This is a genomic window from Adlercreutzia sp. ZJ473 (genome assembly GCF_013185065.1).
Lineage (GTDB): Bacteria > Actinomycetota > Coriobacteriia > Coriobacteriales > Eggerthellaceae > CAAEEV01.
In genome coordinates this window covers 57,092-68,830 of sequence record NZ_JAAVTO010000005.1, presented here as the reverse complement: position 1 = coordinate 68,830, position 11,739 = coordinate 57,092, and the positions used below count along the sequence as shown (strand labels likewise).

Below are 11,739 nucleotides of genomic sequence, written 5' to 3'. Positions count from 1 at the left end.
TTCGATCGACCGGGCATCGACGCTCCGACGAACCCTCACCACTCCTCTATATCCAAGCTGGCGGGCGCGCATACCGTACCGCGCAGCTCATCCCCATAGCGGATGAGCTGAAGTCGAGCGCCGTATATCTCGCTGAGAGTGGAGGCAGTGATCACGTCTTGCGGAGAGCCGGTCTCTTGGAACGTCTTGTGATTCATGATCGCGACGCGATCGCAGATCAAAAACGCATGATCCGGATTATGGGAAGTAAAAATGATCCCGATGCCGCGCTCGTGCATGCGGTACATCATCTTCAAAGTCTCCATCTGCTTGCCATAATCGAGGTGAGAAGTAGGCTCGTCCAGAATCAAGAAGTCCGCCTCTTGTGCGATGGCTCGCGCGAGCATGACCATTTGCAACTGGCCGCCGGACAACTGCGTGCAAGCTCTATCGAGATAAGGCTCTAGCCGCAAGGCGCATACGGCCTCCATGGCTTTGTCATAGTCGTCCTGGGACGGCTTGTTCGCGTCGTTTAAATGCGGCGTGCGACCCATGAGGATCAAATCCAAGACACGATACGGAAACACCATCTGATAGGTCTGCGGAATATAAGCTACCTTTCGCGCGAGCTCCTTAGGCGGATAGCTTTTGACATCGCGGCCATCTATGAGGACTCGCCCGCTCTTCAGAGGGTGAAGGTTCATGATGCCGTTCAGGAGAGTGGATTTCCCGATACCGTTAGGCCCCAATATGCAGAAGATGTTGTCGGTCGATATCGTGCAAGTGAGATTGCAGAAGATATCGGTCTTTCCATCATAGGAAAAACTGGCTTGCTGTAACTCGATAACGCCCATTTAAGCCCACGCAGTCTTCGCTCGAAAAAGGATCATGAAGAACATCGGCGCGCCGATCAGAGAAGTGACGACGCCGACGGGAAGCTCAGCTGCAATGGTGGCGCGACAAGCCACGTCTACCAGCATGAGAAAGATTCCGCCGATGAAGAACGCGCACGGCATGAGCCTGCGGCAGTCGGGTCCGACCATATGGCGAACGATCTGAGGGATAATGATGCCGACCCAGGCGATGGCCCCGCACACGCAAACGGAAACCGATGCTATCAACGTGGAGCAAACGACGATGATGGCGCGGGTTTTTCCGACGCTCACGCCGAGCGCACGAGCCTCTCTATCGCCAAGGGCCAAGACGTTCATCTTCCAGCGCATGCGTATCAGGATTACCGCGCAGATGGTTATGATCGGTATGAGATAGAGAAGGTCGCCCTTGGTGATCTTCGCAAAGGATCCCATAAGCCAGAAAGTGATCTCCGGCAATGCCGTTTCCGTAGGCGCAACGTATTTGATGATGGAGATGCCCGCAGAGAAGATGCTGGAAACGACGGTACCTGTCAGGACGAGCAGAAGCGTCTGGTTGCCGCGCAGCATCTTGCTACACGTATAGGTCAGGAAAACCGCGAGACCGCCGCCGATAAAGGCGAGAACGTTGATGAAGAATGTCGGCAGCATCAAAAGGATCGCCAAACATGCACCGAAACAGGCCCCGTTCGATACGCCCAAGATGGATTCCGAGACGAGGGGGTTTCTGAACAGGCACTGGTAGCTCGCTCCGGAAAGGGCGAGGCCGCCCCCGATGAAAATCACCGCCACGATACGGATGACGCGCACGTCCCAGACAACGAGATCGATGTTGGGAGACCATGTGACGGGAATAGGGTTGCCGATCGTATAGGCGAGATCGGGAAAGAGAAGGCACGGGAGCTCCAGCACCCAGATGACCCCATCCAGAATCCCATGAGCCAAGACGAGGAGCACTTCCCATTTCGTACAGGAATAATAGCCCGAAAGTACGCAAAAGAGAAAGACGGCGATCATGAGCACGGAGATGATGATGATGCTCGCCTTGATCCAGAACCGACGCTCCTTTCGTCTAACGGAATCGCCCCTCGCCGTCAGATCTCCTTTCCGATCAAGCTCGCTGTCGTTCTGTTTGCGCAGATCGATATCGGCCGATCGGGAGCTCGAGAGCGAAATAGTATCGCCAGCGACCAACGGGCGAGTGTCGGGCTCCATTGCGCAGGTACGCTCTTTAGAAAAGCTCACGGATCCCACCGCTTGTCATCTTCTTCCTGAACAAAAGGGCCCATGAGCCCTCTTTTTCCTGAGAATGCAAAGCAATGTTGCACTCTTGCATTATTGTTTTTAATTAAGAATATTTATTATCAAGGATAATATCAACACGGCATGACGTCAAGCGTCTGATATGGGTTAGTTTTGCGCTCAGGATCGATGAGTTTTTTGCGAAAAAGCACTAACGCGGATCAGGGATGCCTTGCTCCCGAAGCTCAGATCTGGCGAAATCGACGTTTCGGGGATATCAGCGGAATAGCTCGTCGTGCGTACCCGTGCGTTCGAAAAAGGCTGCGGTGTCGTTGGCCGACCATATCACGAGCCAGTTGCCCGCATTGGCAACATGACATTCGCAGCGCCCCCTCCACTTCCCCTGCAGAGTGTGCATATTGTGGCGCCGCCGCAGCTCACCAAGTGATTCCTCGGAATTTTCCGCCACAAGTTCGACCACTCGGCGTAGTTCGACCATGGGCAGGCGCTTTTTCTTGCAATGTTTGTAGTCTTGTTTGAACTGAGAGCTGTATTCGACATCCAGCATGCTATTCCTCAAGGGACGCGATCATATCGGCAGCTGTCTTAAATCGCGCCGGCTTTCCAGAAGCGAAGAAGTCGTCCGCTTCTCGCATGGCCTGAAGCGATTCCTCGTTAGGCTCTGGCATTGACAGATCAAGCGGTATGCGGCGTTCACGGATCATCTGCTTGTAGAAGGCTCGTGTTACCGTCGAAAGATCGAAGCCGAAATAGCCTGCTATTTCGGCGGCCTGTTCTTTATCCGAGTTGTCCAAGCGGATAGTAACGGTGGTGGCAGTCATGGGTTCTCCTAACAACATGTGACGTTGTTATTATAATATGTTACAGCAACGCAGAAAACGCGTGTTGACTGCCGTTACCGAATGAGCGCACTAGCAGCGCGAATCCGTACTCGCAAAAAGCTGCGCAACATCTTTCCTTTAGTGTTCTATCGTCTCGTCTCGCTCCATCATCTCGATGATCCTGTCGATGTCCGCTGCGTATTTCGATCGCTCAAATTGCTCATATCAGGCAAGATGCTTTGGCGTATTCGTCACGCCGCCAAATAATCATTTACCGTTTGAGGTTCGTGGATGGATAATGTCTGGTGAAGATGCATTTCATGGAGGAATCGCACGATTCGAAGTTCATTGCGGTAATGGACGAGCACATGCCTGCGTGGCGCAGCGTTCGCAAAGAGCTTAACGACGGGATACTGGATTTCATCGGGTAGGAGCATGATATGGCGCGACTGAAAACCATGACGACGCAGTTCATCGATGGCGAGCCCAACGGGGTGCGTATCTGTCGCTGTACGCTTTCGACCATGACCACCGTGTTCGTGCCGAGGCCGCTGCTCTCTCGCGCCAAGCAGATTGCAGATTTGCCGTTGCGCGGCATCTACTACCTCATCAACGACGAGGACGGAGCCATATCGCGTTTGTACGTAGGGCAGACAAAGCAGGGTATTGTGCGGCTTGACGACCACAACGCCAAGAAGGACTTCTGGAATAAGGCGATTTTGTTCCTCTCCGATGACATTCAGTCGTTCTCGCTCGATAACGTGAGCGCGCTTGAGAAGTACGCCATTGAGCAGGCGACCGCATCGAAGCGTTACACCGTGGAGAACAAGGTGGACCCGCGTTATGTGATCGACCAATACCAGAAGCCCACTGTGGAGCAGATCTACGAGGAGATAGCCTTCGTGATGGGGACCTTCGGCTACCAAATCGAGGACAGCGACGACGCGCTTGCCAACGTAAAGCTGTTTTACAGCTCACGGCGTGGTGTTCGTGCTCGCGGCATATACACGGGCGACACGTTCGATGTGCTCGAGGGCTCGCCTGTTGACTTGAAGGTCAAGCCGAAGCTCGACCGCTACGATAAGCTGCGGCAGGAGCTGTTGGCTTCGGGTGACTTGGTGCAGGAGCCGGGTGGCAGCGGTCTGCTGCGGAAGACGGTTTCGTTCTCGACGCCGAGCGGCGCTGCCGACTTCGTGCTGGGCGGATCCAACAACGGGTGGATCGAGTGGAAAGACAGCGAAAAACATACGCTGGATGCGCTGTATAGGAAGTAGGGTGACCATGAGCGAAACCGGGTTTTCAACAGCGGGCAGCGGTCGTTTTGATCTCTGCGGCGGAGGAAGCGACTTCAAGGTTTATTGCGACGAGGCGTACTGTCTCGACAGCAGCCGCTCTCTGGGTTCAGCGTTGTGTGAATATGCGAAGCGCAGCGTTTGAGATGCTTGAAGCCCCCGAACTCAGATGCTTCAAGAAGACTCCTTCCGCGTGCGGTAGATGAGCTGTCGCGAAGGTTATGAAAGCTCCAGCCTTTTTCTATGCCCTAGCTCATCAGACGGTGCCGCTTTGATGAGTCGGCAAGCACACGGGTGGAATATAATCGGGTTATGAGAGACGATATTAGGCATATGAAGCATCCCAAGTTCGCAAGGTGGCTTGCGGCGCTGCTGGTCGCGCTGTGCCTTGCGTTCGGCGGGTGCGTATCCGGTGCGCTTCCGAGCGGCGGCTCCTCCGGCGCGCCTTCGTCGAGCCTGGCTGCCTCGGCTGAAGGCGGCGGTGCCGCGGGCGGCTCCGGTTCGCAATCAGCCGCGGGTGATGCCGATTTGCAAGCTGGCTCGGGTGGCTCCGACTCACAAGGCGGCGCCGCGGGCGGTTACGGCCCGCAGGCAACCGCAGGTGGCTCTGACCCGCAGATCAGCGCGGACGGCACCTACTACGCCTACGACGAGACACCCGACTTCTCCACAGTCGAAGGCGAGGCGTTCGGGTACGAGCGCTACAGCGAGCTGGACGCGCTCGGGCGGTGCGGTGTCGCCGAGGCCATCGTCGGCGAGGAGACCGCCCCAGCTGAGGGCGAGGAGCGCGGAAGCATATCCTCGATACGCCCGAGCGGGTGGAAGCAGGCGTTCTACCCCGAGCTGATAGCCGCCAGCAACGGGGCCCTCTTCAACCGCAGCCACCTGATAGCCTGGAGCCTCGGCGCCGAGAACGCGAACGAGCGAAACCTGATCGCGGGGACGCGCCAGCTCAACGAGACGATGACCCGCTTCGAGCAGCAGGTCTCTGGGCACGTGGACGCCACGGGCGGTCACGTCTGCTACCGCGTGACCCCTGACTTCCGAGGCGGCGAGCTGGTCGCGCGCGGGGTGCTCATGGAGGCGCTCTCCGTCGAGGACGGCGGCGAGGGCGTCTGCTTCAAGGTCTACATCCCGAACGTGCAGGACGGTGTCGAGGTCGACTACAAGACGGGGGACAGCAGGCGCGCGGAAGGTTAGCTCTCGGAAGCGGCATCCGGCCTTGGCGGGCAGACGGCGTGTGTCCTCAACACTAAAACGCGCAGGCTCCATTGTGATGACCGCCTGTTCGCGGAGGACGCTGAGGACGGAAGCGAAGAGGAGGGGATCGCCTCATGGGGTGGGCTCGTCGTCCCTGCCAGAGTCGCGCGCTGCCTCGCTTACGCTTGGACGCAGAAGGGGAGGATCTGCCGGTAGGCTTCGATGAGCTGGTCGAGGGAGGTCGCGGCGTTCGCGGGGCTCGTGGAGGGCAGCCGCGTGCAGGGCATGCGCGTGGAGGGCTCGCAGTATTTCTTGTAGAGCTCAGCGGCCTTCGCGCCGGTGCAGAACACGGCCTCGACGGGCGCCTGCCCGATCAGCCACGCGATGTCGTTCGGCACGCACTCGGCGATGGTGCCGTCGCTGGCCCCCCTGATGGTGCACTCGGCCAGCACGTCCCACAGCGCGACGCCGTGTGCGAGCACGAGCTCCTTCTTCTCCTGGTTGGCGGCGGGAATCGGCTCGTCGAAGAGGGCGGCCATCACCTTCCAGAAGCGGTTCTGCGGGTGGTTGTAGTAGAAGCCGGTCTCGCGCGACTTCGGCGAGGGCATCGTGCCCAAGATGAGCACGCGTGAGCGCTCGTCGAACACGGGCGCCAGGGGGTGGACCACGTGCTGCTGCGTTTGCCGGGGCGTGCCGGCTGGCTTGGGCGCCCCGCCCGGCTTGGGTACGCCAGCTGGTTCGGGTGCGGGGGAGGCCGTCGCTTCACTCACCGGTTTGGGCGCTTCGCCCACTCGTTCGGGCGCCTCGCCCGGCTTGGACGCGCCGGCTTGCTCGGACGCGCCAGCCCGCCTTGCAACCTCCTGGTCGAGCTTCGCCAGCTCCTCGTCGAGCGCTGAGGGGATGCCGAACAGCGTCCGGCGCGAGGAGAACAGCCGCGGGCTCTTGCCGCTTGACTCCGCGGCGATGAGCGAGCCGATCAGCTCCCAGCTTGCATCTTCGCTCGTTCGCATGCTAGCGCTCCTTTCGCTCAGGATACGTCCGCTTCAGGTACGCCCCCGTCTTGCTGGCCTCGCAGGCGCAGAGCCCTTCCGGCGTGTCGGCTGCGACGATCTCGCCGCCGTGGGCGCCGCCGCCCGGCCCCATGTCGATGACGTAGTCCGCGTTTCGGATGACGTCCAGGTCGTGCTCGATGACGATGACGGTCGCCCCGCGCTCGATCAGCCGCTCGAACACGTGGAGCAGCGTCTCGACGTCGAGCGGGTGGAGGCCGATGGTGGGCTCGTCGAACACGAACACCGTGTCGGACTGGCCCCTCCCCATCTCGCTGGCGAGCTTCAGGCGCTGCGCCTCGCCGCCCGAGAGGCTCGGCGTCTCCTCTCCCAAGGTCAGATACCCCAACCCCAGCTCCTTGAGCACGCCCAGCCTTCGCGCGACAAGCGGGAGGTCGGCGCAGGCGTCGAGCGCCTCGTCCACGCTCATGTCCATGAGCTCGGGGAGCGAGTGCGCGCGTCCTCCGCCCTTCGGCACGCGTCGGATGAGGCTCGCGCCCTTCGCGTAGCGCGAGCCGTCGCAGTCCGGGCAGGGGATCTCGACGTCCGGCAAAAACTGGACGTCGAGGTTGATGGAGCCCGTCCCGTCGCACACGGGGCAGCGCAGCTTCCCCGTGTTGTAGGAGAAGTCGCCCGCCTTGCACCCCCGCGCCTTCGCGTCCGGCGTCCTGGCATAGACCTTGCGCAGCTCGTCGTGCACGTTGGCGTAGGTGGCGACGGTGGAGCGCACGTTGATCCCGATGGGCGTGGCGTCGATCAGCTTGACGTGGGCGATGCCGTCGGCGGCGAGGGCCCTCACGTGCTCGGGGAGCTGGGCGCCCCGGATGGACGCCTCCAGCGCCGGGATCAGGCTCTCCAGGATCAGCGTCGTCTTCCCCGAGCCGGACACGCCAGTCACCGCGACGAGCCGCCCCTTCGGGAAGTCCACCTCCAGGGGCTTCACCGTGTGGATCGCGGAGGTTGACAGGCGGATGGTCCCGAGGGAGAACATCTCGCCGGCTGCGGCGCGCTCCCTGACGTTGACGGACGCCTCGCCCGTGAGGAAGCCGCCGATCCGCGAGCGGGGGTCGCGCGCCACGTCCTGCAGGGGCCCCTGCGCGATGATGGTGCCGCCGCTCGCGCCGGCGTCGGGGCCGAGCTCGATGAGCCAGTCGGCCTCGGAGAGCACGTTGACGTCGTGGTCCACCAGCACGACGGTGTTGCCGTCGGCGATCAGGTCCCGCATGACGCCGGTCAGCCCCTCCAGGTTGGAGGGGTGCAGGCCGATGGACGGCTCGTCGAGGACGTAGAGGACGCCGGTCGTGCGGTTCCGCACCGCGCGGGCCAGCTGCATGCGCTGCCGCTCGCCGGTGGAGAGCGTCGAGGCGGCGCGGTCGAGCGTGAGATAGGAGAGTCCCAGGTCAACGAGGCGCTTCGCGGCGGTGTCGAACGACGCGCAGATGCTCTGGGCCATCGGGCGCATCTCCTTCGGCAGCGAGGCCGGGACGCCGGCCACCCACTGCGCGAGGTCGGAGAGCGTCATCGCGCAGGCTTGCGCAAGCGAGACGCCGCGAAGCCGGGGCGCGCGTGCCGCGTCGGAGAGGCGCGTGCCTTTGCAGTCGGGGCAGACGCCCTGCTTCAGGAACTTCTCGACGCGCTTCATGCCCTTCTCGTTCTTCACCTTCGACAAGGCGTTCTCCACGGTGTAGGTGGCGTTGAAGTAGGTGAAGTCCATGTCGCCGGCGGCGCCGCTCGTCTTGTTCTGGTAGATGATGTTCTTCTTGACCGCGGGGCCGTGGAAGACGATGTCGCGCTCCTTCCTCGTCAGCTCCCGGAACGGCACGTCGGTGCGGACGCCCATCTCGCGGGCGATGTCCTTCATCAGCGACCACATGAGCGTCTGCCAGGGCGCCACCGCGCCCTCGTCGATGGAGAGGGACTCGTCGGGCACCAGCGTCGACTCGTCGACGGCGCGGACGATGCCCGTCCCGTCGCAGCGCGCGCACGCGCCCTGGCTGTTGAAGGCCAGCTCCTCCGCGCTCGGCGCGAGAAAGCGCTCGCCGCAGGCGGGGCAGGTGATCGGGAGGTCGGCGGCGACGTTCAGGGAGGGCTCGGCGTAGTGGCCGTTCGGGCAGCGGTGCGAGGCGAGGCGGGAGAACATCAGGCGCAGGCTGTTCAGCAGCTCCGTGCCCGTCCCGAATGTGCTGCGGATGCCGGGCACGCCGGGGCGCTGCCTGAGCGCCAGGGCCGCCGGGACGTGCAGCACCTCGTCCACCTGCGCCTTCTCTGCCTGCGTCATGCGCCTGCGCGTGTAGGTCGACAGGGACTCCAGGTAGCGGCGGGAGCCCTCCGCGTAGAGGATCCCGAGCGCCAGGGAGGACTTGCCCGAGCCGGAGACGCCGGCGATCCCGACGATCTTGTTGAGCGGCACGTCGACGTCGACGTTCTTGAGGTTGTGCACCCGCCCGCCGCGCACCTCTATCCTGGCGGGGGCGCCGCCGGGGGTTGCTTGCGAGTGCGGGCGTGAGTGTGGCTGCGGGCGTGGCTGCGATTGCTGCTGCACGGGCGTCTGCTCCTGGTTCTGACTCTGAGCTTGCCTCCGCACTCGCTCTCCCCCTTGCATTCGCTGCTGCACGTTCCTCCGCTCCTCATCCTGGTCCGAGCCCTGTTTCTTCTTCATTATCCGTCTCTTTTGCTGTTCTAACGGAAGTGAAATTGATTTCACTTCCGTTAACGTCGTGCTAACGGAAGTGAAAGAGGTGGCGAAGAGGTGATCAGGCTTGTTTGTGACATACGGCAGAGCTCTTTGGGAAGTGCATTGTCCGAGCGATGCTTTGTTGGGCTATCCTGATGATGGACGAGTTTGAGTTGCGAGATGGAAGCGGGGTGGCTTATGGCCCGGGGAGTAATATATGTCATGAGCACAGTTGTGCCCGGTCTGGTTAAGATTGGCAAGACTCAAACGAAGGCGTTCGAGAGCCGCATGTATCAACTAGAGCGCAACGGTTACAACAATATTGCGGGGCTCAAGCGCGAGTTCGCCATTGAGGTTGAGAACTACGACGAAAAGGAAAGCCTTCTGGACGACATATTCTCCCGTTCGCGTGTGTACAACTCAGAGCTGTTCGCTATTGACGTTGACCTGGTCATTCAATTGTTGTCTTCTTTTGAAGGTGTTCAGGTGTTCCCTCCCATTCAACGCGAATCCAAGGAAGAGACCTTCGCAAAGGCCACCGCTGAGCGCAAGGAGCACGTGAATGCGCAGCTTATCCCCGACGGCATCTACTGTATGGCGCGCAAATTGAAGAAAGATGGGGGCAAGGAGCTCAAGGCAGAGATGGTGGTTGAGGAGGGACGCTTTATCATAAAGAAGGGCCAGCGCATCAGTCTTGCTGAAGGAGCAGGATTGGCTTCTAGCGTTCGTGCGGCACGATGTGCGAATGTTGATGTACATGGCATAGTCATCTCCGATGTGGTTTTCGACTCTCCTTCCACGGCAGGTTCTTTCATCATCGGCGCATCCTGCAACGGCTGGGTAACGTGGAAGACTAAGGAAGGAACGTTCATCGATTCGCTCAGGGCGTAAAGCAATGACTTTGGGTCAGCTCTCTTCTATTTTGCTTGAAAATGCAAAACAGCTTCGGTTGAGCCAGAAAACGGAGGTTGAAAACCATGACTGATCTTCAAGCTAAAATTTGCGAGCTTTATAAGCTCACGGCCGAACTGGAAGATATGTACCCGAGGCGGCACTTCACGCCGGACGGGCACATGGTTGGCAGCATCGGCGAGGTGATTGCTGCGGAAGAGTACGGACTTAAGCTCTTCGAGGCGTCACATCCTGTGCATGATGCCAGGGTGCTGCCTGTCGACTCGGACGGTCGTCTCGTGCAGATCAAAGCTACGCAGGGCGATAGCGTGGCCATAAGCGACTGCCCGGACTTTCTCATCGTCCTAAAGATTTTCAAGGACGGCAGTTTCGAAGAGGTCTACAACGGCCCTGGGGCACCTGCGTGGGAGGTATGCGGCAAAAAGCAGAAGACGGGGCAACGACGCATTGCCGTGTCTACGTTGAGAAGGCTGAACGACGAGGTGGGGCCCGATGACAAGATTGCGCGCGTGAGGGCTTAAGACGATTGACGGAGCCTGTTGTTTCTTGGGGCGATTTGGGAGGCGAAGAGCTGTGGATACGATGATAGCTTGGGACGATGCGGCGGGGCTGCCGGTTCTTGATGTTGGCCAGGTGGTGGAGCTTGAGCGGCGCATCGCCGCGGAAGGGGCGTCGCTTTACGAGCTTATGAAGCGCGCAGGCGCGGCAGTTGCCGAGGCCGTGTGCGCTGAAGTGGAGGCCATCGGAGCCGTGCGCACAAAGGCTGCTGCGGAGCTGGAGGTCGCTGCTTATGATGAGGCTGTCGCAGGGCTTGAGGCCGCTGCTCTCGATGAGATTGCTGCAATGCAGCCTTCGGTTGCGCTTGATGAGGCTACCGCAGAGTCGGAGGCCGTTGCCCTTGATGAGGCCGCCTCGGGGCCTTCCTCGGTCGTGGTGTTGGCGGGGAGTGGCAACAACGGCGGAGACGGCTGGGTGGCTGCCTCGCTCCTGGCGGGCCGCGGCATGGACGTCACGTTGGTGACGAAGACGCCTGCTGACCAGGTGCAGGCCGAGCCGGCGCACGCGGCTGCGCATGACGCATGCACGGGCGCCGATGCGCCGCGATTCGCGGTCGCCGTCAACCCTGACACCGCGCAGCTTGACGCGCTTCTTTCCCAAGCAGACGTCGTCGTCGACGCCATCCTCGGCACGGGCTTTTCTCATCTCGAGGTGCGCGAGCCTTATGCGACCTGGATCAACGCCGTCAACTGTATTCGCTGCGACATGGGCGCGCGGGTGATCGCGGTCGACGTGCCCAGCGGCCTGAACGCGCAGACGGGGGAGCCGGCGGACAGCTGCGTGCAAGCTGACATCACGGTGACCATGCTCGCCGCAAAGCCGGGCCTGCTCACGGCACGCGGGAGAGCTCAGGCGGGCAGGCTCTTCCTCGCCTCGCTCGGATGCGATGTATAAGGTTCTCAGTCCTTCGCCGCCGATCACTCAAAGTTGAGTGATCGAGTTGAGTGAAGAACGGAAAGTTAAGTGAGTGATCATTTGCCAGATGCGCGGTGTGCATGAGTGACGTAGCGGGCTTTTACCCTGCTGTGCGAGTTGTAGCAGGACATTCAGCGATACGCAGGGCTTTTATCACTCAAATTTTCACTCAACAAGCAAACAAATTGAGTGAAAAAGTGTATC

13 protein-coding genes are annotated in these 11,739 nt (G+C 60.6%); 7 read left to right on the top strand and 6 right to left on the bottom strand.

Going from position 1 to position 11,739, the window contains the following annotated elements; all coding sequences use genetic code 11:
* Positions 1-35: 35 nt before the first annotated feature.
* The 4 genes from HRL41_RS01820 to HRL41_RS01805 all read right to left on the bottom strand — a co-directional run bounded on the left by HRL41_RS01820 (position 36) and on the right by HRL41_RS01805 (position 2,935).
* Positions 36-833, bottom strand: coding sequence for an ABC transporter ATP-binding protein (locus tag HRL41_RS01820; protein ID WP_172135261.1), 798 nt, complete (start codon positions 831-833; stop codon positions 36-38).
* On the bottom strand, positions 834-2,066 hold the full coding sequence (locus HRL41_RS01815; RefSeq protein ID WP_172135260.1) for an iron ABC transporter permease: 1,233 nt from the start codon (positions 2,064-2,066) through the stop codon (positions 834-836).
* 304 nt (positions 2,067-2,370) lie between these two features.
* Positions 2,371-2,661, bottom strand: a complete 291-nt coding sequence (locus HRL41_RS01810) for a type II toxin-antitoxin system YafQ family toxin (RefSeq protein WP_172135259.1) — start codon at positions 2,659-2,661, stop codon at positions 2,371-2,373.
* 1 nt (position 2,662) lies between these two features.
* Positions 2,663-2,935: a type II toxin-antitoxin system RelB/DinJ family antitoxin gene (locus tag HRL41_RS01805; RefSeq protein ID WP_172135258.1), complete on the bottom strand. Its 273-nt coding sequence runs from the start codon at positions 2,933-2,935 to the stop codon at positions 2,663-2,665.
* 311 nt (positions 2,936-3,246) lie between these two features.
* Between HRL41_RS01805 and HRL41_RS12380 the strand changes: the two genes are divergently transcribed.
* The 4 genes from HRL41_RS12380 to HRL41_RS01785 all read left to right on the top strand — a co-directional run bounded on the left by HRL41_RS12380 (position 3,247) and on the right by HRL41_RS01785 (position 5,427).
* A complete protein-coding gene (locus HRL41_RS12380; RefSeq protein WP_371808779.1) occupies positions 3,247-3,366 on the top strand; it encodes a YgjP-like metallopeptidase domain-containing protein in 120 nt (39 codons plus the stop codon).
* A gap of 9 nt (positions 3,367-3,375) precedes the next feature.
* On the top strand, positions 3,376-4,209 hold the full coding sequence (locus HRL41_RS01795; RefSeq protein ID WP_172135256.1) for a GIY-YIG nuclease family protein: 834 nt from the start codon (positions 3,376-3,378) through the stop codon (positions 4,207-4,209).
* Between the two features lies 1 nt (position 4,210).
* A complete protein-coding gene (locus HRL41_RS01790; RefSeq protein WP_172135255.1) occupies positions 4,211-4,372 on the top strand; it encodes a hypothetical protein in 162 nt (53 codons plus the stop codon).
* 188 nt (positions 4,373-4,560) lie between these two features.
* Entirely contained in the window at positions 4,561-5,427 is an 867-nt protein-coding gene (locus tag HRL41_RS01785) for a DNA/RNA non-specific endonuclease (RefSeq protein WP_172135254.1), read from the top strand.
* Between the two features lie 179 nt (positions 5,428-5,606).
* On the opposite strand, the gene HRL41_RS11925 is transcribed toward HRL41_RS01785, so the two are convergent.
* Both HRL41_RS11925 and HRL41_RS01775 read right to left on the bottom strand, forming a co-directional pair.
* Positions 5,607-6,437, bottom strand: a complete 831-nt coding sequence (locus HRL41_RS11925) for a DNA-deoxyinosine glycosylase (protein ID WP_216662460.1) — start codon at positions 6,435-6,437, stop codon at positions 5,607-5,609.
* Between the two features lies 1 nt (position 6,438).
* Positions 6,439-8,916: an excinuclease ABC subunit UvrA gene (locus HRL41_RS01775; protein WP_371808776.1), complete on the bottom strand. Its 2,478-nt coding sequence runs from the start codon at positions 8,914-8,916 to the stop codon at positions 6,439-6,441.
* Between the two features lie 414 nt (positions 8,917-9,330).
* Here HRL41_RS01775 and HRL41_RS01770 point away from each other — a divergent pair, with 414 nt between their 5' ends.
* The 3 genes from HRL41_RS01770 (at position 9,331) to HRL41_RS01760 (ending at position 11,514) form a co-directional block, all read left to right on the top strand.
* Entirely contained in the window at positions 9,331-10,041 is a 711-nt protein-coding gene (locus HRL41_RS01770; RefSeq protein ID WP_371808778.1) for a DUF4357 domain-containing protein, read from the top strand.
* Between the two features lie 86 nt (positions 10,042-10,127).
* The gene (locus HRL41_RS01765) at positions 10,128-10,583 is read left to right on the top strand and encodes a hypothetical protein (protein WP_172135252.1); all 456 of its coding nucleotides are present in this window, start codon (positions 10,128-10,130) and stop codon (positions 10,581-10,583) included.
* A 61-nt stretch (positions 10,584-10,644) separates the two neighbouring features.
* Complete coding sequence (locus HRL41_RS01760) at positions 10,645-11,514, top strand: NAD(P)H-hydrate epimerase (protein ID WP_253904644.1); 870 nt, start codon at positions 10,645-10,647, stop codon at positions 11,512-11,514.
* Positions 11,515-11,739: the final 225 nt, after the last annotated feature.